Origin of the sequence: Bacteroides caecigallinarum (assembly GCF_016901995.1) — a bacterium.
Lineage (GTDB): Bacteria > Bacteroidota > Bacteroidia > Bacteroidales > Bacteroidaceae > Phocaeicola > Phocaeicola cellulolyticus.
The window spans coordinates 11,819-36,226 of record NZ_JACJLE010000044.1; the positions used below are offsets into that span (position 1 = coordinate 11,819).

Below are 24,408 nucleotides of genomic sequence, written 5' to 3' on the forward strand. Positions count from 1 at the left end.
AAATTTAATTTTCAATTTTCGGTCTGCTAAATTAGAACAAAATTCCGATTTTCATGTACCAATCAAACAAAAAACATACAAAAACTTTGTAAACACAATAAAAAGTAGTATATTTGTACTCGACAAAAGCTATGTCGTCAATACTTCACGACAAATGCAACACAATTTCCTAATCAAAATCAATTTATCATTTTAACGTAGTACATTTATTTTGAATTATACTCTTGTTAGGTATATACATCTCTTCATATATGTATATTCGTAATAAGTATATTGCTTTTTGAATATAAATATTACTATAATATAACAATTTATACACACACTTATGTATAATATCATACAATTAAATGAAAAAGACCTGTCCGAATTGCAACAGATAGCCAAAGAGTTGGGTCTAAAGAAAACCAGCACATTAAAAAAAGAGGAGCTTGTTTACAAAATTCTTGACGAACAGGCCATAAAAAGTGCTTCACAAAAAGCAAATGCAGAGAAGACTGGCGATGGGCAAACAAAAAAAAGAGCTAGAATCAGCGTAAAGAAAGAAGGTAGCAAAGTCTATACAGCCACTAAAGACAAAGCTTTAAAACTGGAAGCTGATTCGCCTGCAATACAGACAAAAGCAATTTCAAAAGAGAACACAGAAGTTCCACAAAACAATACAAGCGAAAACATTACACCAGCATCTGAAAACGAACAGGAAAAGCCAAAAGCAAAACGAGGCAGAAAACCTGGTTCAAAGAACAAAAACACAAAAGATGCTTCTTCCAACAATCAAGCCGATACAAAAGAAACAAACGAAAACAAAGCTGAGAAAACAGCTGAGAAAGAGATACCGGTTCCTGTATTTATGGACGATGACATGGAACTTCCTCCACTCGACCTTAACAGCGGCGATGATTTTATTCCAATAGAAGATTTACCTTCTGAGAAATTTGAAATCCCTACAGAACTGCTTGGCAAATTCGAAGCCACAAAGGTTGAACCACCTGTTATTCCGCAGCAGGAAAACAAGTTCCAGCAGAAACAGAAAAAGAACAACAAGAAACAGCAGCCAAACAAGGCTCAGAACAATAAACCACAACAGAACAACAAGCAGCAGAACAAACAGCAGAATGACGCAGCACAATCTGAAAGCGCACAACAAAATGCACAACTTCCTGCTGTTCAACAAATAAAGCTGCCTACTCCAGGAGCCGTACAGCCAGAGTCTGAAAACAACGCTCCTGCAGCACAGGAACAGGAACAGCAGCAACCTGCAAAACCTGTAGAAAAAATATACGATTTTGAAGATATTATAACAGGTTCGGGTGTTCTCGAAATAATGCCCGACGGATATGGGTTCTTACGTTCTTCGGACTACAACTACCTTTCTTCACCGGATGATATTTATGTATCACAGTCACAAATCAAGACATTCAGTCTTAAAACAGGTGACGTTGTAGAAGGAACAATCCGCCCGGCCAAAGAAGGTGAAAAATACTTCCCGCTAGTAAAGGTCAACAAGATAAACGGTGCCGATCCTGCACTGGTGCGCGACCGTATTCCTTTCGACCATCTGACACCATTGTTCCCTGACGAAAAGTTCAAACTCTGCAAGGGATATAATGATAATCTGTCGGCACGTGTAGTTGACATGTTCTCCCCTATCGGAAAAGGTCAGCGTGCACTTATCGTGGCACAGCCTAAGACAGGTAAGACTATCCTAATGAAGGATATAGCAAATGCCATTGCAGAAAATCATCCTGAAGTATATATGATAATGCTTCTTATCGACGAACGTCCTGAAGAAGTTACAGACATGGCACGCAGCGTTAAAGCCGAAGTGATTGCCTCTACTTTCGACGAACCGGCAGAACGCCATGTAAAGATTGCAGGTATAGTACTGGAAAAAGCTAAACGTATGGTTGAAAGCGGCCACGACGTAGTGATATTCCTCGACTCTATCACACGTCTTGCACGTGCATACAACACTGTATCTCCGGCATCAGGCAAGGTATTGTCGGGCGGTGTGGATGCAAACGCACTCCACAAGCCAAAACGCTTCTTCGGAGCAGCACGTAACATCGAAGGTGGCGGTTCGCTCACAATCATTGCAACTGCCCTTATTGATACAGGTTCCAAGATGGATGAAGTTATCTTCGAAGAATTCAAGGGTACAGGTAACATGGAATTGCAGCTTGACAGAAACCTCAGCAACAAGCGTATATTCCCTGCAGTAAACATTGTGGCATCAAGTACACGCCGCGACGACCTGCTGCTTGACAAGACAACTCTTGACAGAATGTGGATTCTGCGCAAATACCTGTCAGACATGAACCCTGTTGAAGCAATGGACTTCGTAAAAGACAGACTTGAAAAAACTAAAGACAACGAAGAATTCCTGCTCAGCATGAATTCATAATCACAAAATACAGAAAAAGAAAACAGCCATATCGCAATGTTTCAAAAAGAAATGCGATATGGCTGTTTTTATTTTTTCATGAAAGAAGAAAGTAAAGAAGTTAGAGAAAAGTAGAACTAAAGCAATTGCAATAACTTCTTACAACTTCCTAATGAAATTCTTCTTTTTATTTCCAAATATCAGAAAGGCAGATCATCCTTTTCGTCAGTTGCCGAGAAGTCAGCTGGAGGCACCGGAGCCGATGATACCGGAGGGAAAGAATAATCAGCTGGCTGTGGCTGCATACCCGCATTCTGGGATGGTCTTTCCACTTTCCATGCTCTGATACTGTTAAACCATCTGCCCTGCCATTCGCGGGCATCTATATCGAACGAAACTGTAAGTTCTTCACCTGCCTGTATGTTGAACTGCTGGATTTTATCTTCACCAAACACATCAAAACACATCTTACGAGGATACTGCTCGTTAGTTTCCAAAACATACTCCTGAACTTTCCAAGGATTGCCTGTTTTTGACACTCCACCGCGCGGTTCAAGAACAGCAATAATTTTTCCTGTTATTTCCATAATAATTTTCTATTTGATTTTGGTCACGAAATTACTCTTTTCCCTAGAAGTGAACTAATTTTTTACAATATTTTTTCTCCGGACGAAAGCATTTTTATCAGGCAATTGCTTTAGTCAAATAATCTTTTTTTGTAACTTTGGCATTCGATTATTTATCGTTTTCCTGTAAAGAAATTTAAGCAGAAATAATAATTAAAAAACAATTAAATATAACATCAATCATGAGATTTTTAGTTTCAAGCACAACATTATTCAGCCATTTACAGGCTATCAGCCGTGTTATCAATTCAAAAAACTCTCTTCCTATTCTGGACTGTATCCTGATAGAACTAAACGATGGAACCATAACAATGACAGCTTCGGACAGCGAGACTACACTGTCAACAAGCATTGAAGTCAGCGAATACGAAGGCGAAGGCAAATTTGCCATCTCATCAAAAACAATTCTTGAAGCCTTAAAGGAAAATCCTGAACAGCCATTGAATTTCAATATAAATACAGACACAATGGAAATTACCGTAAAATACCCTAACGGTAAATACAGCATGATGGCACAGAACGGCGACGAATATCCATTGCCAAAACAGATGGGAAGTGAAGTTGTCAATCTGACAATGGCTGCTGATGTTATGCTTACAGGAATCAACAGATGTATCTTCGCTACTGCCGACGATGAGTTGAGACCTGTGATGAACGGTATATATTTCGATATTAGCCAGCAGGACGTAACTTTGGTTTCATCAGACGGTCATAAACTGGTACGTAATAAATCATTCTCTTCTACGGGCAATGAAAAAGCTGCATTCATCCTTCCTAAAAAGCCATCTAACATACTCAAGAATATACTTCCTAAGGAACAGGGTGATGTACAGATTTGCTTCGACGACAAGAACGCAATGTTCACAATGGAGAACTATCAGATGACTTGCCGTCTCATCGAAGGACGTTATCCTAACTACAATTCTGTTATTCCACAGAACAATCCTCACAAGGCAATAGTTGACCGCGCTATCTTCATAAGCGCACTTAAACGCGTGTCTGTATTCTCTTCTCAGGCAAGCAGCTTGATTAAACTCAGTCTGAAAGAAAACAGCATGACTATTTCTGCTCAGGATATCGACTTCTCTACTTCTGCAGAAGAAACTCTTACATGCCAGTACGACGGAAAAGACATGAGCATAGGTTTCAAATCGTCTTTCCTGATAGATATTCTGAATAATATCTCATCGCAGAATGTAATTATCGAATTGGCTGATCCATCAAGAGCCGGACTCATAGTTCCTGAAGAACAGGAAGAAAACGAAGACCTGCTTATGCTGCTCATGCCTATGATGCTTAACGACTAATTTTTTCCATAATGAAACTTAATCTTAAAAACCCTATAGTTTTCTTCGACCTGGAAACTACAGGAACCAATATAACAAGCGACAGAATAGTGGAGATCTGCTATCTGAAAGTATATCCAAACGGAAACGAAGAAAGCAAGACAATGAGAATAAATCCGGAAATGCATATTCCGGAAGCATCGACCGCCATCCACGGCATAACAGACGAGGATGTGGCAGATTGCCCTACTTTCAAGGAAGTGGCTACCAACATAGCAAAAGACTTCGAAGGTGCGGATATAGCAGGATTCAACTCCAACAGATTTGATGTTCCTGTTCTCGTAGAGGAATTCCTCAGAGCCGGCATCGATCTTGATCTTACAAAGAGAAAATTTGTAGATGTACAGGTAATCTACCACAAGCTGGAACAGCGCACCCTGTCGGCCGCATACAAGTTCTATTGCGGAAAGAACCTTGAAGACGCCCATACTGCTGAAGCAGACACAAGAGCCACTTACGAAGTTCTTAAAGCTCAGTTGGATATGTATCAGGACACTCTTCAGAATGATATCAACTTCCTGTCGGAATATTCTAGCTATTCGAAAAACGTAGATTTTGCAGGAAGAATAGTATATGATGACAACGGAGTGGAAGTATTCAATTTCGGTAAATATAAAGGCATGCCGGTAGCCGAAGTAATGAAGAAAGACATCGGATATTACGGATGGATTATGAACGGTGATTTCGCACTGAACACAAAGAATGTGCTTACAAAAATCAGACTGAGAGAAACCGGAATGTTAAAATGAAACATTTATGATGAAAGGTAAAAAAATAGTACTTGGCATCACTGGAAGTATTGCCGCATATAAGGCGGCAGTACTTGCCAGAGCATTGATAAAGAAGGGTGCCGAAGTACAAATCGTTATAACTCCTGCAGGGAAAGAGTTTATCACACCACTTACACTGTCCACCATAACAAGCAAACCAGTCATTAGCGAGTTCTTTGCTCGCAGGGATGGAACATGGCACAGCCACGTTGACCTCGGACTGTGGGCAGACGCAATGCTGATAGCTCCTGCCACTGCATCTACTATAGGGAAAATGGCAAACGGCATTGCCGACAATATGCTTATCACCACATACCTGTCGATGAAAGCACCGGTATTCGTGGCACCGGCAATGGATCTTGATATGTTTGCACACCCGTCAACACAAAAAAATCTTGACACACTGAGGTCATACGGAAACATTATCATCGAACCGGGCGAAGGTGAACTGGCAAGCCATCTTGTAGGCAAAGGAAGAATGGAAGAACCGGAAAACATCGTTGCCGTACTGGAGGATTTCTTCGCAAAAAAGTCAGATCTAGCCGGAAAGAAGGTGATGATTACCGCCGGTCCTACTTACGAAAAGATTGACCCTGTAAGATTTATCGGTAACTACTCTTCAGGCAAAATGGGTTACGCCCTGGCTGAATGCTGTGCGGAAAGAGGAGCCGAAGTTACTCTTATCAGCGGACCTGTAAGCATTACGGCAAAGCATCCTAACATCAGAACAATCAGTGTAGAGAGTGCAGATGAAATGTATCAGGCAGCTACAAAGGAGTTCGGTTCAAGCGATGCAGCAATACTGTGTGCGGCAGTAGCTGACTTCACTCCTGAAACAAAGGCTGAACAAAAAATAAAGCGCGAAAAAGACGACCTGATAATTAAGCTGAAACCTACGCAGGACATAGCTGCTGCACTGGGAAAAATAAAGAAAGACAATCAGGTAATGGTGGGATTTGCACTTGAAACAAACGATGAAATGGAACATGCCAAAAGCAAGCTGGAAAGAAAAAATCTTGACTTCATCGTTCTTAACTCACTGAACGACAAGGGAGCTGGTTTCAGACATGATACAAACAAGATTACCATCATCGACAAGGAGAACGTAATCGAATTCCCGCTAAAAAATAAGAAAGAAGTGGCTACAGACATAATTAACCATTTGGCAGAAATATTATAATCATGCTACAGTCTATATTCATCCAGAACTACGCACTTATTGATAAACTTGATATAACTTTCGAACCCGGATTTTCCGTTATCACCGGAGAAACGGGAGCCGGAAAATCAATCATTCTTGGTGCAATCGGCCTTCTGTTAGGACAAAGGGCAGACGTAAAGGCTATACGCAACGGGGCCACGAAATGTATCGTGGAAGCGAAATTCAGCATAGCATCATACGGTATGGAAGAGTTCTTCAAGGCAAACGACATTGAATACGACAGCGAAGAATGTATAATCCGCCGCGAAGTAAACATAAACGGGAAAAGCAGGGCTTTCATAAATGATACTCCTGCATCGTTGTCGCAGATGAAAGTGCTTGGAGAGAAGCTGATTGACGTACACAGCCAGCACCAGAACCTATTAATAAACAAGGAAGGCTTTCAGCTGAATATTCTGGATATTCTAGCTCAGGACATCAAAGAACTGACTGACTATCAGAACGAATACAATGAATACAGGAAAGTAAGCCGCGAACTGGATGAATGTATCAGACAAGCCGAGGAGACAAGAAAAGAAGAAGACTATATCCGATTCCAACTCCAGCAGCTTGATGAAGCGGAACTGAAAGAAGGCGAAGTAGCCGAGCTTGAGCAGGAAGCAGAAACCCTGACCCATGCAGAAGACATAAAGGCAGGACTTTACCGCTCGGCTCAAAATATAGGCAGCGACGAAGGAGGATGCGTAACGCTTATCAAGGACAGTATAAACACTTTGCAAACGGTTTGCAAAGTATTTGCAAAAGCCAATGAATGGAAAGAAAGACTTGAAAGCTGCTACATTGAGATAAAAGACATCTCGCACGACATGGAGAACGCACAGGAAGCAATAGAATTCAATCCTTCAAGACTTGATTTCGTAAATTCCCGCCTCAACATGATATACTCGATGATGCAGAAACATCATGTAAAGACTGATACGGAACTTATCGAGATAGCCGAAAACTACAGGCAACAACTCGACATGATAACATCATCTGACGAACGTATTTCCGAACTGGAAAACAAAAAGAAAAAATTGTACGACAGTGTAATACGTAAAGCAGAAGTCCTGACAGCCTTGCGTACGGAAAGCGCAGGTAAAATCCAGTCACAGATGGAGTCACTGCTGATTCCGCTAGGAATGCCTAATGTGAAATTTGCAGTAGAGATATGCAGAAAAAAAGAGCCGGATATTAACGGTCTGGATGCAGTGAACTTCCTGTTCTCTGCCAACAAGAACGGAACCTTGCAGAATGTGGCTTCCATAGCTTCCGGCGGTGAAATTGCCAGAGTGATGCTTTCACTGAAAGCCATGATAGCCGGAGCAGTGAAACTTCCGACAATAATCTTCGATGAGATTGATACAGGTGTATCAGGTTCCATTGCAGAGAAAATGGCACTGATAATGCAGGATATGGGACGACAGAACAGACAGGTACTGAGCATCACACACCTGCCACAGATAGCGGCCAGAGGCAATGCACACTACAAAGTATATAAGGAAGATACCGAAACCGGAACAAACAGCCATATCATACGCCTCACAGACGAGGAACGTATAGACGAAATAGCAAATATGCTTAGTGGTTCTACAATGACAGAGGCTGCTAGAAACAATGCCAGGTCTTTGCTCGGACTTTAATCCATTATTGAATTAAAACAATTAGACATACAGATATGATTGAAAAAAATGAAATGATATTCGGTGTAAGAGCCGTAATTGAAGCGATACAGGCAGGAAAAGAAATTGACAAAATTCTGGTAAAGAAAGACATCCAGAGTGATTTGTCGAAAGAGCTTTTTGCTGCATTGAAAGATACACAGATACCAGTACAGAGAGTACCGGTGGAAAGAATAAACAAGATAACACGCAAAAACCATCAGGGAGTGGTGGCTTTCATCTCTCCTATCACATATCAGAAAACGGAAGATATAGTACCTTTCCTTTTCGAGAAGGGTAAAAATCCTCTGATAATACTCCTTGACGGACTTACAGATGTACGTAACTTCGGTGCAATAGCACGTACATGCGAATGTGCCGGTGTGGATGCCATTATCATACCGTCAAAGAACAGTGTGAGCGTAAATGCTGATGCCATCAAGACCTCTGCGGGAGCACTCCACACAATACCTGTTTGTCGCGAAAGCAACATCACAAACACCATAAAATTTCTGAAAGACAGTGGCTTCAGCATTGTAGCTGCTACAGAAAAAGGTGATTATGACTACACTAAAGGCGACTACACAAAACCTACATGTATAATAATGGGAGCAGAAGACACCGGTGTGCCTTACGAACATCTCGCTCTCTGCGACGAATGGATTAAAATACCTCTGTTCGGTACAATAGAATCACTCAACGTATCTGTAGCAGCAGGAATCCTTATATACGAAGCCATCAAACAACGTGGTTTCTCTACTGAAGAATAATAATACCGGACAATATCATGAGGAAAACAATTTTTATTACAATATGTGCCATGGGTATAAGTGGCTTATGGGCACAGGAATTACCTAAATGGTCAAAGAAAGCACGAAAAGCCGTTTTCTCAGTTATCACATACAACGCAGACAATAAAATATTAAATACCGGAAACGGTTTTTATATCGATTCTGAAGGAACAGGAGTATCGGACTATAGTCTGTTTAAAGGAGCCCACAAAGCTGTAGTAGTAACATCAGACGGAAAGGAACTGCCTGTAACTCTGATTCTGGGAGCTAACGACATGTACGACGTGGTACGATTCAAGACAGAAACGCCCAAAAAACAGGAGTCACTGACTCCTGCTACCACACAAGGAAAGGAAAACGAGAAGGTCTATATAATGCCTTACTCAACACAAAACTCAATAAACGGGATTTCAGGTACCATACAAAACGTTGACTCTATAGGAAATAATTCTTTCTATTATACACTGTCAATGAGTACAGGAGCCAAAGATGTCAGTTGTCCTGTAATGAACGAGAACGGAGAAGTGATAGGTATGATTCAAAGAAATTCTGACAGCGAAGACCAGAAAAGTTATGCTTTGGGAATTAACTTTGCAAAAAGTCTGTCAATCAATGCCCTCTCAGGCAGTGATGCGACACTGAAATCCATAAAAATTAAGAAAGGTCTGCCCGAAGACGAATCCCAGGCATTGGTATTCCTCTACATGATGTCGTCACAGCTTGAAGCAGAAGAATATCTTTCCATACTGAATGACTTCATAAATATGTATCCAAACAATATGGAAGGCTATCTAAGACGTGCTACATATTATATGGACAAGAATTCCGATGAGTTTGTCAGCAAAGTAGAGGATGATCTGAAAAAGACAGCTGAAGTTGCAGAAAATAAAGCAGAAGCTCATTATGGAATAGCCAAGCTTATATATAATTACAGCATCAGCAATACGAAAAAGCCGGAAAAGGCAAACTGGACTCTGGAAAGGGCATTGGATGAAACAAATCAGGCGATATCTGTTTCTGCTGAAGGATTATACTATCAGTTGCAGGGCGATATTTACTTCGCAATGAAAGACTATAAGAGTGCTGCAACAGCATATGAAAATGTATGCAAGACTCCTCTAGCCTCAGCTTCGGCTTTCTATGCGGTAGCCAAAGCCAAAGAACTGGTAGAAGGTACAGATAAAAAAGAAATTATAGCACTGATGGACAGCGCAATGGCATATTATAATACACCTTATGGCAAGGATGCTGCTCCATATCTGTTCGAACGTGCCCGCATGAAATCGGAAGCAAAGATGTATCGTGACGCTGTTTTAGACTACAATGCTTTCTACGATGCCATGCTTGGACAGGTTTCGGCTGAGTTTTACGTAATCCGCCAACAAGCTGAAATGCAATGCCGCATGTACCAACAGGCTATCAACGACATAAACAAGGCTGTAGAACTTGAACCGTCGAATAGCGGATATTGGGTTGAGAAAGGAAGCATACATATCCGCCTGAGTCAGACAGACGAAGCTATAGCAGCTCTTGAAAAGGCTGTTTCTCTCGATCCTAAGAATGCGGATGCATACCGTATGCTGGGTTACTGTCAGATAAAGGGTAAAGACAAAAAGAAAGGACTTGAAAATCTTAATAAGGCAAAGGAACTGGGTGATACAGTTGCCGAAGACCTGATAAAGAAATACGCAAAATAAGAGACTGCAGTTATGAACCTTTTGTATATAAACTGGAATCCAGACCCGATAATATTCACATTGGGAGGATTCAGTCTCAGATGGTACAGTGTATTTTGGGTTATCGCCATAGCATCTGCCAGCATAGTGGTACACAAAATATTCCAAAAGAGAAAAATGTCCGAAGATGATTACAACAAGCTGTTTGTTTACTCATTCCTCGGTATATTCATCGGAGCCCGTCTGGGACACTGCCTGTTCTATGATTTTGCCTATTATTCCGACCATCTGCTTGAGATAGTCCTTCCGGTACGTTTTCTTCCTGATGGCAGTTGGAAGTTTACAGGATATGCAGGCTTGGCAAGCCATGGGGGAACCATGGGACTTATGCTTACTTTATATCTTTTCTGCAGGAAAACAAAGATTACCTATCTGCAGATACTTGATATAATAGCTATGGCAGCACCACTGGCAGCAGGTTTCATAAGAATAGCCAATCTGATGAATTCCGAAATTATAGGTATGCCTACTTCACTACCATTCGCTTTCATATTCGAACAGGTGGATAATCAGCCAAGACATCCGGCACAGCTGTACGAAGCAATAGCATACTTCATTATCTTCGGAATTATGTGGTACGTACAGAACAAGGTTAAATCATATAAGGATGGACTTTACTTCGGCATCTGCATATTTTCAATCTTCACCTTCCGCTTCTTTGTGGAGTTCATAAAAGAAAGACAGGTTGATTTTGAAAACTACATGATGATAGATATGGGACAGGTATTGAGCATTCCATTCATTATACTAGGACTATACTTCATAGTCAGAGGATTGAAGAAACCGGCTATAGAAAAAAGATGATAATAAAAGAAATAGAGTGGCGAAACCGAAAAAATCAGTTTCGCCACTCTATTTTTTATATCAATGATAATTTTACTGCTTTTGCATCTCAAATCCTAACAATAAGCCGTCGTATTGAGACAATACGGTATTAAGCGTACTCACTGTTGCATTCGATGACTTTCCGGCTACGGCACCTGTCACAGCCTGTGCAAGCGACATCAGTTTATCTGCTTTGAACAACAGACTCATTTTTCCACCATTCAGTACAGAAGTAGATATCTGAGCTGTCATCTTCAGACCTATCTTTGTTTTCAACGTAACTTCTTTAGTATCTTTATTATAACTGTAAGTGCCGTTTACAGTACGTCCTGCCACAGTAGATGTATAGGTACTGTCTGCATTGAACACATATACAGTATTTTCGTTGAAACCAAGTTTGGACAGATAGTTACTCATCTGTTCTTCTACTTTCTTCGCTGCAACTTCACCTCCTGCTTTCGACAGCAGGTCATCACTTTCAAACTTACAGTCCGGAGCAGTGTATTTCCAAGTTCCAACCATTGAAACACTCTCGTTCACTTTGGAAACTGTTTCTTCCACCTTGTTCACTACCCCACCAAGCACAGACTTCCAGTCCTGTGCAGATACTGCTGTACTTACAGTAAGTATCAAACCTGTCAGAAGAAATCTACCAATCATAATCAGCAAGCTTTAAAACTCATGTCAAGTCCCTTTACAGAGTGTGTAAGGGCACCTACCGAAATAAAATCAACTCCACATTCTGCATAATCGCGAAGAGTGTCGAAAGTAATACCTCCGGATGATTCGATTTCATATCTGCCGGCAACCATTTCTACAGCCTTACGTGTATTTTCTGGAGTAAAGTTATCTAGCATAATACGATCTACACCACCAAGGTCGAGAACCTGCTGAAGCTCATCGAAGTTACGAACCTCGATTTCAATCTTCAAGTCCTTGCCTTTAGCCTTGCAATATTCCTTTGCACGGTTGATAGCCTTGTCGATACCTCCGGCAAAATCCACATGATTGTCTTTCAACAGAATCATATCGAACAAACCTATACGATGGTTCACACCACCACCAATCTTCACAGCCATCTTTTCAAGGATACGCATACCAGGAGTTGTCTTTCTTGTATCAAGTACGCGGGTCTTTGTACCTTCCAGACGTTTCACATACTTGTTTGTCATAGTAGCAATACCACTCATACGCTGCATGATGTTCAGCATCAGACGCTCTGTCTGAAGCAAAGACTGAACTTTTCCTTCCACTACCATGGCAACATCGCCCGGCTTAACGTGCGCTCCATCGTTGATGAAAACCTCAACCCTCATTGTAGGGTCAAAACGGTTGAACACTTCCTTTGCTATTTCAATACCTGCCAGGATACCTTCTTCCTTGATAAGAAGTTTTGACTTACCCATTGCATCAGCAGGGATACATGAGAGTGTTGTATGGTCGCCATCACCTATATCTTCAGCGAAAGACAGGTCTATAAGGCGATCTATCAGATCTTTTACTACTTTCTCGTCCATAATGTTACAGATTTATTGAATTATAATGCAAAGGTATAGATTATTCGTATCTTTGCAAAGCCGTAATTTATAAAAACAGAAAACGAATATGAAATTTATATTACTTGTAGTAGGCAAGACAGTGGAAAAACACTACATCACTGCCATAAACGACTATGTGGAGAGAACCAAACACTATACTTCGTTCGACATGGAAGTTATCCCCGAACTGAAGAACACCAAGAGCCTTAGCATGGAGCAACAAAAGGAGAAAGAAGGTGAACTGATTCTGAAAGCCATACAGCCGGGCGACGTAGTGGTACTGCTGGATGAACACGGTAAAGAATTCCGCTCAATTGAGTTTGCCGACTGGGTTGAGAAGAAAATGCATACCGTGAACAAACGTCTGGTATTCATCATAGGTGGCCCCTATGGATTTGCTCCATCGGTATATGCAGCAGCTCAAGAAAAGATTTCTCTGTCGAAAATGACATTCTCTCATCAGATGATACGCCTCATATTCGTGGAACAGCTATACAGGGCTATGACTATCCTGAACAATGGTCCATATCATCACGAATAACATATATCAAATAAAAAGAATAAATCCGCTTCCCTGCATTTTTTCTCAGAGAAGCGGATTTATTCTTTAATGTCTAGATTTTATCTCAATCGGAGAATATCGCCCACCTTAGGCGCAGGAGCATCTTCATCCATCTTGTTCATCTTATAAAGATATTTCAGCTTTATACCGAACATCTGCGATATGGAATACATGGAATCGCCAGATTTTACTACATATACTATATGATCCTTAGTAGCCTTCTTTCGTTTCTCTTCCAGATAAACAACTTCCCCACCACGGAATGTATAGTCCTTAGGCAATTCATTATATTTGCGGAGCTTGCGACTGCTGATATCAAATTCATCGGACAATGACTTGAATGTATCTCCTCTACGTGCAATGATATAAAGCATTTCATTTGCCAGATAAGGTTGATGAGGATTAGTTACCTTCTCAGCCCATTCCAGACCACCCTTACGATCGTATTGGTCAAGATCATAAAGCTCAATTATATTAATCAGTCTGTCGGCATACTTAGGATCTGTAGCATATCCTGCTTTCTTCAATCCGCGCGCCCATCCTTTGTAGTCTGTTATCTTCAATCGGAAAAGGAAAGCATATCTGGCTCCTGTTCGCAGGAATTTCGAATGGTCTTCATACGATTCCTTGGCATGCCTGTAAGCACGGAAACACTCGTTGCGACGGTCGTCATCATGACGCACTGTACGCCCGTCCCACGAACGGCCGCACTTTATACCGAAATGATTGTTGGACTTCCTGGCCAGAGTACTCCTTCCCGCCCCTGACTCAAGCAATCCCTGAGCAAGTGTGATACTGGCAGGAATACGGTATTTCTTCATCTCTTCCACGGCTATTCCCCTATACTTCCTTATATAGTCCTCGTAAGCCTGATTTCTCTTTTGTGCTGACGCCGTGACAGAAAGCCCGGCAATGAATATTAAAATTAGTGTAAGATATTTTCTCATATCGTTAATCTTGAAAAACAGGTACAAACTTACGGAAAAAATGTGATTTATATAGTGAATGAAGTAATGTTTTTCACTTCTGCAAATCAATTGGCACATAAAAGAGCACCAAAAAAAATTTGTGTTATTATCTCATTATTGACCATTAAAACAAAAATTCCATTATGTGAAAACAAAAAATCACTGTTTTACGTGATGTTTGCACAATCGTAAAAGTAGTATTTTTGTAAAAACCAATAATATTATCATTTATGAAAAAATTAATTACAAGCATCTTTTATCTGCTTATGATTTGCATTGCGATAAGCAGTTGTGAGAATGGAGAAAACACTCCATCGAACATTACCGTAAGTAACCCGGAAGAACTTAACCAAGTTTTTAATTCCGGCGAAAGCAATGGAACCATACACTTTGAGGCACAAAACGACTGGAATGCATCTGTCTCTACAACAAGCCGTGCTGATGAAAGCTGGATTGACATCAATCCTAAGTCAGGAAAAGCAGGTAAAAATCAGGTAATCAACATTACGATGAGCAAAAATGTTACCGGTGAGGATCGTACTGCCACAATCACAATTACTTGTGGAGACACAACTATCACTATCACTGTAAGTCAAAGCAGCAGTACTGAAGGAGACGGAAATATCGATCAAGGCAAAGCTATGATAACACAAATAACAGCTTACGGAATAAAATATAACAGTAACGAGAAAGTAAAATTATATGAAACTTCCTTACAATACAAAGATGGAATATTAGTAAAGACTTCATCAGAAGGTTCCTACGAAAACTATTCCACATACACATTCAAACAAGACTATTCGTACGACCCCGATACCAAGACACTTAAAATAGAATCAAACGAAAAGTCAGAACATCAAGGTAGTTCATCCAATAATACAAAAAGGCTGGAAAATTGGAATATTCAAACAAACGAGCAAGGATATGTAGTCTCTGCATTAGGAAAAATATATATTAACGACAAACATACATCCGATGTCACAAACGAATATACATATGACAGCGAAGGTCATCTGGCAACCTACTATTTCTTCCAAAAGAATAACGACGGAAACAACGACGGACCTTCAAACAGTACCTTCATATGGAATGATGGCAATCTTTCAGAAATGAAGGACGATGAGTCCGGAGAGTCATGGATGAAAGCAGAATATGGAGAAGAACTGAATAATGATATATTCGACCTCAATCAGCTTATGTGCGACGGCTCATATCCTGAACCTGATTACACAGCTATAATCATGAATATGGGTAAACAATCAAAAAATCTGCAAACCAAATACTACTATTACTATGAGACAGAAATTTCAGATGGTGAAGGAGAAGCATCAAGAGCGACCGAATCCGGTTATGAGGCAATAGAAATATCATACGAGAAAGATGAAAACGGACGCATATCAGTCATCAAATACAAACATCCTGATAAAGTAAACAAGCCTAACTATTCTGAAACAATGCTCGTACTAAGTTACTCAGAATAATCATTATCATCAGATATAATTAGTCCCGACCTTATACGATTCGTTCATATTCGTATTCAGGCCGGGACTTTTCACTATTTTGAATACCTCTTTTTTATAATATTATGGAATATCTATCAGTTTATGTGTCTGAAGACTTAATCGCCACTGTGGATGTTCCTTTATGTAGGATATTACATCATTGGTATTTTGTCCTGAACATGGTTGCAGAAAGAAATGCCTTGCTGGCAGTTTCAGATATTCAGACACATCCTGACCTACATATACCACTTTCACTTCATCTATACGGGATACTTTAAGTATGGCTCCCTCCTTAGGAGAACAGGTAACCCAGTCTATATCCTCCGGCAAAATACAAGTGCCATTAGTTTCTATCGCAACATATTTCCCTGCCGCATGTAAGGCAGCAGTCAGCTTGCCGTCAATCCAAAGTCCTGGTTCTCCACCAGTAAGAATCACCATCCGGCATGGATATGTGCATACTTCCGCTATAATTTCATCATCCGACATCATCCTGCCATCTTCATGCTGCGTATCGCAAAAGCTGCACTTCAGATTGCATCCAGAGAAACGGACAAACACAGCAGGGGTTCCCGTATGAAACCCTTCACCCTGCAAACTGTAGAAAATTTCGTTAATCTTTCTCATAGATAGCCGTATTACCTTCCGATTCTTTTACTTCTACCCTGAAACAATGTGGAACCTGATTACAAACCCAGAAGGCAATATTTTCTGCCGTAGGATTAAAAGGCAGTACATCATTCAAGTTATTATGGTCCAGCTGCTTTTCCACAGCCTGCTTGATATGAGTAAAATCTACCACCATACCGTTTTCGTCAAGCTCTTTCGAACGGCAATAAACGGTTATAATCCAGTTGTGACCATGAAGCTTCTCGCATTTGCTCTGGTAAGACAGCTGCAGCGAATGTGAGGCTGAAATTTCCATCCTTTTAATTACTGTGTACATAGTTGATACGTTAATTAGATTAATACAAATTTGCTCCTGCTTAATGTCACCTCGGCAGTTTTATCGTCGCAAAGAAAAAAAATATCCAAAGAAATTTTATTATAACAGATTAGTACATTGGTAATTTTATATTATCACTTTACCTCGTACCTCACCTGATACCGTCTGTAGAATATCACAGCCAGTATGAAACCTACCATAGCAAACGGCACTCCTACAAGAGCCGCATATTGGAAACCGTTAGTCACCGCAAGGCCTCCTGCGTATGCTCCCACGGCATTACCAAAATTGAATGCTATCTGGATGCATGCACCTCCAAGCATCTCTCCTCCCGGAGCCACTCGTATTATCAACAATTGCTCCGGACTGGATACTGCAAACAGTCCGGCTGTACATAGAAACATAAGCGAAACTGAAAGCCAAGGATTAGGTGATAAAAAGAAGATAGCAAGCAATATCAAACATATACCACCTTGAGCAATCATCAAAACCCGCCCAGGCGTATAACGGTCGGACATTCGTCCGCTTATGAGATTTCCCACTACCATACCAAAGCCGGCAAGCACCATCAAAGCCGTCATACTGCTTTCCGAGAAACCGGAAACATTAGTCAGCAGCGGACTGATATAGCTGTACCAGCAGAACACACCGCCATTACCCAGAGCTGTAGCACCTAGAATAAGCCACGGAGCCGGAGTACGGAGAAAGCGGAACTGTCCTTTAAAACCTACATCCTGCAAGCCTTCTACAACCGGAACCCATCGCCATATATAATAGAAAACGATTATACCCCAAAGACCTACAAAAAGGAATGTGGAACGCCACGAGATAAGATGGCTCAATGATGTGCCAAGCGGTACACCGAACAGATTGGCAACAGTCATTCCGGCTATCATTATGGAAACTGCCTCCGAACTTTTGCCTTTATCTGCAAGCTTGGAAGCCACAATAGAAGCCACTCCGAAATAAGCTCCATGAGGCAAACCTGAGATGAAACGCCCAATCATCATAACCCAGTAATTAGGTGCAATAGATGCACAAAGATTTCCAACTATTATCAGCGAAACCAATGCCATAAGCAAATGCTTGAGTGACTTCTTCCGTGCAAGAACCAATACCGGTGCACCGAAGCACACACCAAGTGCATAGGCAGAAATAAGATGACCTGCCTCGGATATGCTTATTCCAAAATCGGAAGCTACATACGGCAATATACCCATCATGGCAAACTCCGCCATTCCTAATGCCAAAGTACCGAAAGCCAGTGCTATAAGACTCTTCTTCATAATTTTATTTCTATCTGTTTATCAATGAATATTCTTATATTTTAAATTCTGCTGCAAAGTTACATCTTATGTTTTAAAACATAAGAACATTTTATAATTGTTTTTTGTACAATTATTCTTAAAGAAGAACACCATAGCCGATTTTTCAGTACCTTTGGAGATAAAGCAAAGAATAAAAGAATAATTTACTTGCAGAAAGGCTACAATTAAAATATCAATGAATATGGAACACGATATTGTAATATTAAATTTCTCGAATGTATATACAGAAGAGTCATTCTATAAAGATGAAAAAATAAAATGGATAAACTGCACAGATATATCCGGGGCAAACTGCTTTTGCGACAATGAAGCATCCGAAGAAATATGTAATCGGATAAAGGATCTGCCTCCGCAAGGAATTCATTTCATCGACTCAGGTAATTACCATTATATATCAAAGTTTTTTACAGACAAAATTCTGGAAGATTTCATACTCGTAGTGTTCGACCATCATCCTGACATGCAACCTTCCCTGTTCGATGAACTGCTGACATGCGGCTCGTGGGTTAAATCATCTATTGATACGAATAAACATCTGAAAAAAGTTATTCTGATAGGAACTTCAGACGAACTTCTGAAAAAGATAGACAGCAGATATACGGACAAACTGATAGAATTCAAGGAATCGCAACTGGAAGACCACGATGCTTGGCAACGTTTCTACAACATGCATTTCGACCTTCCCATATACATATCAATAGACAAGGATGTACTCAATCCTGAGGAAGATGTAACTAACTGGGATCAGGGAAAAGCTACAATGACAGAACTTAAACGTCTGCTGTCAATACTGCTGAAACATGGCAGGATAATCGGTATCGACATCTGTGGTGAATGTAAATATTCCATACTGGGAATGCACGATGAGAACATAAGGAAAGACAACGATATAAACCGACAATTGGCTGAGCTAAACCTCCAGGATTATAAATCCTGAGGTTTAGGTCTGTCAGCACCAGGAAACGGTTTTCCCGGAGCTTTAGGCTTCATCTCAAGCCACTTCTCATATTGTTCATCGTCAAGAATCTTACGTATCTTTTTAAGCATCTTTTCTTCACGTTTCCTCATCTCTTCAGCCATTTTTTCTTTGATATGCTCAGGTGGCATCATCGGCCCGCCTTCTCCAAAGCCCGGGTGATTACCACTCATAGAAGGAAATCCACCACCCACAGGAGGTTGTCCCATACCCATAGGAGGTCTTCCACCATTCATCGGCGGCTGTCCTCCACTGCGACTGAACATTTTCTCAACCTTCTCCTTTTCTTCCTTCAAATAAAGTTTGTAAATCTTTTTGTACTGTTTCTCTGAAAGACTCAAAAGCCTGTCCATTTCATCAGTTCTTTTCTTTGCCTCTTTTTCCGGATTAGAAAATTCTTTCTTCTGCTCTGTTTTCAGCGGTTCATCATAAACAGAGTCTGCAACAGAAATATTCCATGATGCAGACAACATGATTGCAAATGCTATTGCCAAAGTTTTCTTTTTTATCATAGTGAATATTTTTTGAATTTTATTCTATTCACAAAAATATGAAATCGCCTGACAATAGTAAAACTTAATCCACCAACAGGGATTTTATGACTACCAAACGAAATAATATCCCTTCTCTCCCATCATTTCCAACACCTTCGTAAATCTTACAGGAAGTAAACTCTTTGCCTTAGAAACCATATACTCAGGAATATCCTTATAATAAGCCTCGGCAATACTGCCGGTGATACAGGCCAAAGTGTCACTGTCACCTCCTATTGATATCGCCCTGCGTATGGCACTCTCAAAATCATCACTTGCAAGAAAGGAGACGATAGCCTGAGGCACTGTACCCTGACAACTTGAATCCCAACCGTAATTTTGATGTAAACTATCCCATGACAAATCAAGATTGTAATTAAATTTCGCACTGATAATTTCTTTTATATCATCTTTTGAAGCTCCGTTTCTAGCCATAAAAATAGCGGCCGACACAACTTGCGCTCCTTTTATTCCTTCAGGATGATTATGGGTTATGGCAGCACCTGTTTCAGCCACTTTCAATGTAGTATCCATATCATCATACAGCCAGCCTATTGCTGAAGTTCGCATGGCAGAACCGTTTCCCCATGAATTGTACGGACAACGTCCGGATGCACGCTTACCGGTACGATAATCTATCAACCTTTCCGGATGAAAAAGCCATGTATGAAATCCAGCTCCATATCCCCCCATAGGGCATGAAACGTCTTTTGCCACGTCAACCATTATTTTCTCCAACAGCCCGGTTTGAATTTCCTCGTCAGCATTTACATCATTCTGCATAGCCCATTCCGCAACTGCCATGGTCATCACCGTATCATCCGTAAAATTACTTCCAGGAGGAAACATTTCGAAATCATAATCTTTTGTATTGTCAAATTCATATACAGAACCTGCAATATCTCCTATCACTGCTCCTAACATTACATATTGATTTTTATTACCTAAAGTTGTCATTTTATTTCGTGCAAAACAAATTTTATAAATACGTTTTACATAAAAAAGTAGTTTTAATAAAGCATTTGACTGTTTAATTGCATATATTTGTCCGTTTTTACGAATATCGTACAAAAATTATAAATCATGGAATTAAAAGAATATCTAGACAATTTTGAAGACAAGCTACAGCAGGAAATCTTGAGGCTTTGTACCAACTATAAATTTCTTGACGGAACGCTGCTTGCCACAGACGACATAGACGATTATTGGCAGGTATTGGCCTCAGAGTATATAGCAGATGCAGTAGAACAAATCCAAGACTATCCTACAGTTTCGGTAGCTTGGGCTGCATATCTGGGAATGGCAGTAGCTTTCGGATGGGATATAGATTGGAATACTATCTCAAAAGCCAAATACAAGGATTATTACGGCGAACAAGGATTTGACGATATGGACGAACACCTTATAAGAGACATTATAGGTATTCCTCTGGAAAGCGAAGATGCCAAAAACATTGAGGAAATAATAAGAAGATGTGCACAAAAAGCAATTGACATTATAAGACGCGAACAGATAGAGCCACAGAGTCCTACGGCTTTTCATGTTTTCGCACGTGCCGTAAGGGTTATGTACAGGACTGGAGCAGCAATACAGCTCAAAAGAATGGGTTACAAGTTTGAAAAAGTTAATTTGGGAGATTGCTGAACATGGAAGAAAAAGAAATTTTCGGTTGGTTTGTATTCAACTCAGGACAATTATTGATAGTAAAAGATTCCGAAGGAAAATACCATATACCATACGGACAGGAACCACCCGTAGCTGTGCCGGTAGGCAGTACAGTACATACCATAGGAGAAATCTATGGACACACAGCAAAAGCATATGCCATATATTCGCCAGTTCCGGGCAACGAAGACAGCGAAATGATGATGAAAGATTTGAGAGCATCTTACGACGTACTTCCATTCGAAGAATATTACAGAGCAGGCAAAGCATCACAGATACTGAATTGGGACAAGAACAGCCGTTACTGCCCCATGTGTGGAGTTCCCACAGTACAGGTCTCTCCTATCGCCAAGCGTTGCCCTGAATGCCGTCAGGAATTCTATCCGCGCATATCACCAGCAGTGATAGTTCTCATAAAAAAAGAAGACAAAGTGCTTCTGGTACATGCAAAGAATTTCAGAGGACAATACAAAGGTCTGGTAGCAGGATTTCTTGAGGCAGGTGAGACACTGGAAGAGTGTATCCGCCGTGAAGTAATGGAAGAAACAGAACTGAAAATAAAAAATCTGAGATATTTCGGGAGCCAGCCATGGCCCTATCCGAGCGGTATAATGATTGGGTTCATTGCCGACTATGAAAGCGGTACAATAAAGCTTCAGGACGAGGAGCTCAGCGCCGGAGAATTCTATTCGCGCGACAATATGCCGGAAATTCCGAAGAAACTCAGTATAGCCAGACAGATGATAGACGCGTGGCTGGAAGGAAAAGTTTGATGAACAATTGAGTATTATCAGTCTATAAAAACATTTTATTGTGCTTTTATAAAAACAATATCCCTACTTTTTATTAACTTTGCAAAGTTATTATTTTAACCAATAAACTTATATGCAGGAAAAGATTATTATTCTCGACTTCGGTTCACAGACTACACAGCTCATCGGTCGCCGTGTCCGCGAACTGAACATGTATTGCGAGATTGTTCCCTACAACAAGTTCCCACACAATGACCCGTCTGTTATTGGTGTAATCCTTTCAGGTAGTCCATTCTCTGTTTATGATGAAAAGGCCTTTAAGGTTGACCTTACTGACATCCGTGGCAAATATCCTATCTTGGGTATATGCTATGGCGCACAGTTCATGGCATACACCAATGGAGGTAAGGTAGAACCAGCCAACACACGCGAATACGGACGTGCACACCTGGCTAAGTTCGACCATCAGAATCCTCTTCTCAAAGGAATCCGCGAGAATTCACAAGTATGGATGAGTCATGGCGACACAATCACAGCAATACCTGAAAACTTCGAAATCATAGCTTCTACCGACAAGGTAGCAGTAGCAGCTTATCAGGCAAAGAACGAAAAGCTTTGGGGAGTACAGTTCCATCCTGAAGTATTCCACTCGGAAGACGGTACTCTGCTCTTGAAAAACTTCGTAGTTGACATCTGCGGCGGTAAGCAGGACTGGAGCGCAGCTTCATTCATCGAAACTACAGTAGCCGAGCTCAAGGCACAGCTTGGCGATGACAAGGTGGTACTTGGTTTGAGCGGTGGTGTTGACTCATCAGTAGCAGCTGTTCTTCTTAACAAGGCTATCGGCAAGAACTTGACATGTATCTTCGTTGACCACGGTATGTTGCGTAAGAACGAATTCAAGAACGTACTTCACGACTATGAATGCCTCGGTCTTAACGTTATCGGCGTTGATGCAAGCGAAAAATTCTTCAGCGAACTGGCAGGTGTTACAGAACCAGAACGCAAACGTAAGATTATAGGTAAAGGCTTCATCGACGTATTCGACGAAGAAGCTCACAAGATACAGGACGTTAAATGGTTGGCTCAGGGTACTATCTATCCTGACTGCATCGAGTCTCTTTCTATCACAGGTACAGTAATCAAGAGTCACCACAACGTAGGTGGTCTGCCTGAAAAGATGAACTTGAAACTTTGCGAGCCATTGCGTCTGTTGTTCAAGGACGAAGTTCGCCGTGTTGGTAGAGAACTTGGAATGCCTGAACATCTTATTACTCGTCATCCTTTCCCTGGTCCAGGTTTGGCTGTACGTATCCTTGGCGACATCACTCGCGAGAAAGTACGTATCCTTCAGGATGCAGACGACATCTTCATTCAGGGATTGCGTGACTGGAAGACTAAGGATGCTGAAGGAAACGAAACATCATTGTACCATCAGGTATGGCAGGCAGGTGTTATCCTGTTGCCTGTACAGAGCGTAGGTGTAATGGGTGACGAACGTACTTACGAACGTGCCGTTGCATTGCGTGCCGTAACAAGTACGGATGCGATGACTGCCGACTGGGCTCATCTTCCATACGAGTTCATGGCAAAGGTTTCAAACGATATCATCAACAAAGTAAAAGGCGTAAACCGCGTTTGCTACGATATCTCTTCAAAACCACCTGCAACAATAGAGTGGGAATAACCCCCAAACAACATAGAAACAAAAAAGCGAGACTTTCATCAGATTGTCTCGCTTTTTTGTTTCTATATTTTCAATTATCAATCATCAATATCAATTACTCTGAACTGCTTGTCGAATTTGATTTCCCATCTGCCGGAAAGTTTGATTTCATATTCTCTTGAATTTTTCTCTATTTTCAAGATTTTGTCATCAGGATAGTTAGTGTTCACATAATCCTTTATTTGCTGAGGAATAATCTGTGACGGAACTCCATCCTTGATACATTTTACTTCAGTCCATTCACCAGACTTATCGAACTCTATTTTATCACCCGATGTGAATATCACATCATAACTCTTGTAGAACAAATCCGTTTCCTGCTTAGCCATCGCAACTTTAGCATTCTTGAAATAAGTTGAAATAAATGTCTGAGCCTTTAACGGTAGCTGACCAATCTGAATAGGTTTATCTGTATCTGCAACAGCAATCATTGACATTGTAAACAAACAAACGAATAAAAATATAACCTTTTTCATACGTAAATATTAAGCGTCCTACACATAGAGTAGGACAGGTTTATACTAAAATTGATATAAAACCGAGTGTTTTGACAAAAGAAAGATTAGCACTCATGAA

General features: G+C 40.7%; 24 protein-coding genes. 14 read left to right on the forward strand and 10 right to left on the reverse strand.

Going from position 1 to position 24,408, the window contains the following annotated elements; translation table 11 throughout:
- Positions 1 to 325: 325 nt before the first annotated feature.
- Entirely contained in the window at positions 326 to 2,401 is a 2,076-nt protein-coding gene (rho, locus tag H6A61_RS11540; protein ID WP_154042600.1) for a transcription termination factor Rho, read from the forward strand.
- A gap of 179 nt (positions 2,402 to 2,580) precedes the next feature.
- Here the strand turns inward: rho and H6A61_RS11545 are convergent, their stop codons facing one another.
- The gene (locus H6A61_RS11545; protein WP_204393769.1) at positions 2,581 to 2,967 is read right to left on the reverse strand and encodes a DUF3127 domain-containing protein; all 387 of its coding nucleotides are present in this window, start codon (positions 2,965 to 2,967) and stop codon (positions 2,581 to 2,583) included.
- Positions 2,968 to 3,188: 221 nt separating this feature from the next.
- Here H6A61_RS11545 and dnaN point away from each other — a divergent pair, with 221 nt between their 5' ends.
- Genes dnaN through lgt form a run of 7 tightly spaced genes read left to right on the forward strand, consistent with a single transcriptional unit; the run spans position 3,189 to position 11,315 of the window.
- Positions 3,189 to 4,313, forward strand: a complete 1,125-nt coding sequence (gene dnaN, locus H6A61_RS11550) for a DNA polymerase III subunit beta (RefSeq protein WP_204393771.1) — start codon at positions 3,189 to 3,191, stop codon at positions 4,311 to 4,313.
- An 11-nt stretch (positions 4,314 to 4,324) separates the two neighbouring features.
- The gene (locus H6A61_RS11555) at positions 4,325 to 5,101 is read left to right on the forward strand and encodes a 3'-5' exonuclease (protein ID WP_154042597.1); all 777 of its coding nucleotides are present in this window, start codon (positions 4,325 to 4,327) and stop codon (positions 5,099 to 5,101) included.
- Between the two features lie 10 nt (positions 5,102 to 5,111).
- A complete protein-coding gene (gene coaBC / locus H6A61_RS11560) occupies positions 5,112 to 6,302 on the forward strand; it encodes a bifunctional phosphopantothenoylcysteine decarboxylase/phosphopantothenate--cysteine ligase CoaBC (RefSeq protein ID WP_204393805.1) in 1,191 nt (396 codons plus the stop codon).
- A 2-nt stretch (positions 6,303 to 6,304) separates the two neighbouring features.
- Entirely contained in the window at positions 6,305 to 7,966 is a 1,662-nt protein-coding gene (gene recN, locus H6A61_RS11565) for a DNA repair protein RecN (RefSeq protein WP_204393773.1), read from the forward strand.
- A 35-nt stretch (positions 7,967 to 8,001) separates the two neighbouring features.
- Entirely contained in the window at positions 8,002 to 8,754 is a 753-nt protein-coding gene (gene rlmB, locus H6A61_RS11570; RefSeq protein ID WP_204393775.1) for a 23S rRNA (guanosine(2251)-2'-O)-methyltransferase RlmB, read from the forward strand.
- Between the two features lie 17 nt (positions 8,755 to 8,771).
- Positions 8,772 to 10,472, forward strand: coding sequence for a tetratricopeptide repeat protein (locus tag H6A61_RS11575; protein ID WP_204393777.1), 1,701 nt, complete (start codon positions 8,772 to 8,774; stop codon positions 10,470 to 10,472).
- A 12-nt stretch (positions 10,473 to 10,484) separates the two neighbouring features.
- Positions 10,485 to 11,315, forward strand: a complete 831-nt coding sequence (lgt, locus tag H6A61_RS11580; RefSeq protein WP_204393779.1) for a prolipoprotein diacylglyceryl transferase — start codon at positions 10,485 to 10,487, stop codon at positions 11,313 to 11,315.
- A gap of 72 nt (positions 11,316 to 11,387) precedes the next feature.
- On the opposite strand, the gene H6A61_RS11585 is transcribed toward lgt, so the two are convergent.
- Both H6A61_RS11585 and nadC read right to left on the reverse strand, forming a co-directional pair.
- Positions 11,388 to 11,996, reverse strand: coding sequence for a DUF4923 family protein (locus tag H6A61_RS11585; protein ID WP_204393781.1), 609 nt, complete (start codon positions 11,994 to 11,996; stop codon positions 11,388 to 11,390).
- Between the two features lie 2 nt (positions 11,997 to 11,998).
- Positions 11,999 to 12,853: a carboxylating nicotinate-nucleotide diphosphorylase gene (nadC, locus tag H6A61_RS11590; protein ID WP_204393783.1), complete on the reverse strand. Its 855-nt coding sequence runs from the start codon at positions 12,851 to 12,853 to the stop codon at positions 11,999 to 12,001.
- Positions 12,854 to 12,941: 88 nt separating this feature from the next.
- On the opposite strand from nadC, the gene rlmH reads away from it, so the two are divergent.
- Entirely contained in the window at positions 12,942 to 13,415 is a 474-nt protein-coding gene (rlmH, locus tag H6A61_RS11595; RefSeq protein WP_154042590.1) for a 23S rRNA (pseudouridine(1915)-N(3))-methyltransferase RlmH, read from the forward strand.
- An 80-nt stretch (positions 13,416 to 13,495) separates the two neighbouring features.
- On the opposite strand, the gene H6A61_RS11600 is transcribed toward rlmH, so the two are convergent.
- Entirely contained in the window at positions 13,496 to 14,383 is an 888-nt protein-coding gene (locus H6A61_RS11600; RefSeq protein WP_204393785.1) for a glucosaminidase domain-containing protein, read from the reverse strand.
- Between the two features lie 251 nt (positions 14,384 to 14,634).
- Here H6A61_RS11600 and H6A61_RS11605 point away from each other — a divergent pair, with 251 nt between their 5' ends.
- Positions 14,635 to 15,885, forward strand: coding sequence for a BACON domain-containing protein (locus H6A61_RS11605; protein ID WP_204393787.1), 1,251 nt, complete (start codon positions 14,635 to 14,637; stop codon positions 15,883 to 15,885).
- Between the two features lie 102 nt (positions 15,886 to 15,987).
- On the opposite strand, the gene H6A61_RS11610 is transcribed toward H6A61_RS11605, so the two are convergent.
- From H6A61_RS11610 to araJ, 3 genes are all read right to left on the reverse strand, one after another.
- Positions 15,988 to 16,533 carry a 7-carboxy-7-deazaguanine synthase QueE gene (locus H6A61_RS11610; RefSeq protein ID WP_204393789.1) on the reverse strand — a complete coding sequence of 182 codons (546 nt, stop codon included), beginning with the start codon at positions 16,531 to 16,533 and terminating at the stop codon, positions 15,988 to 15,990.
- A complete protein-coding gene (locus tag H6A61_RS11615) occupies positions 16,520 to 16,852 on the reverse strand; it encodes a 6-pyruvoyl trahydropterin synthase family protein (protein ID WP_204393791.1) in 333 nt (110 codons plus the stop codon). The genes H6A61_RS11610 and H6A61_RS11615 overlap by 14 nt, the downstream gene beginning before the upstream one ends.
- Positions 16,853 to 16,986: 134 nt before the next feature.
- Positions 16,987 to 18,138, reverse strand: coding sequence for an MFS transporter AraJ (gene araJ, locus H6A61_RS11620; protein WP_204393792.1), 1,152 nt, complete (start codon positions 18,136 to 18,138; stop codon positions 16,987 to 16,989).
- Positions 18,139 to 18,361: 223 nt separating this feature from the next.
- Here araJ and H6A61_RS11625 point away from each other — a divergent pair, with 223 nt between their 5' ends.
- Positions 18,362 to 19,117, forward strand: coding sequence for an arginase family protein (locus H6A61_RS11625; RefSeq protein ID WP_204393794.1), 756 nt, complete (start codon positions 18,362 to 18,364; stop codon positions 19,115 to 19,117).
- On the opposite strand, the gene H6A61_RS11630 is transcribed toward H6A61_RS11625, so the two are convergent.
- Complete coding sequence (locus H6A61_RS11630) at positions 19,105 to 19,668, reverse strand: DUF4890 domain-containing protein (RefSeq protein ID WP_204393796.1); 564 nt, start codon at positions 19,666 to 19,668, stop codon at positions 19,105 to 19,107. The two genes, H6A61_RS11625 and H6A61_RS11630, sit on opposite strands and share 13 nt — an antisense overlap.
- Positions 19,669 to 19,758: 90 nt before the next feature.
- The gene (locus H6A61_RS11635) at positions 19,759 to 20,613 is read right to left on the reverse strand and encodes an ADP-ribosylglycohydrolase family protein (protein WP_204393798.1); all 855 of its coding nucleotides are present in this window, start codon (positions 20,611 to 20,613) and stop codon (positions 19,759 to 19,761) included.
- A 159-nt stretch (positions 20,614 to 20,772) separates the two neighbouring features.
- Here H6A61_RS11635 and H6A61_RS11640 point away from each other — a divergent pair, with 159 nt between their 5' ends.
- From H6A61_RS11640 to guaA, 3 genes are all read left to right on the forward strand, one after another.
- Entirely contained in the window at positions 20,773 to 21,333 is a 561-nt protein-coding gene (locus H6A61_RS11640; protein ID WP_154042581.1) for a hypothetical protein, read from the forward strand.
- Positions 21,334 to 21,335: 2 nt separating this feature from the next.
- Positions 21,336 to 22,127 carry an NAD(+) diphosphatase gene (nudC, locus tag H6A61_RS11645; RefSeq protein WP_204393801.1) on the forward strand — a complete coding sequence of 264 codons (792 nt, stop codon included), beginning with the start codon at positions 21,336 to 21,338 and terminating at the stop codon, positions 22,125 to 22,127.
- A gap of 112 nt (positions 22,128 to 22,239) precedes the next feature.
- On the forward strand, positions 22,240 to 23,793 hold the full coding sequence (gene guaA / locus H6A61_RS11650) for a glutamine-hydrolyzing GMP synthase (protein ID WP_154042579.1): 1,554 nt from the start codon (positions 22,240 to 22,242) through the stop codon (positions 23,791 to 23,793).
- 77 nt (positions 23,794 to 23,870) lie between these two features.
- Here guaA and H6A61_RS11655 read toward each other — a convergent pair whose 3' ends face one another.
- The gene (locus H6A61_RS11655; protein WP_204393803.1) at positions 23,871 to 24,308 is read right to left on the reverse strand and encodes a PepSY-like domain-containing protein; all 438 of its coding nucleotides are present in this window, start codon (positions 24,306 to 24,308) and stop codon (positions 23,871 to 23,873) included.
- Positions 24,309 to 24,408: the final 100 nt, after the last annotated feature.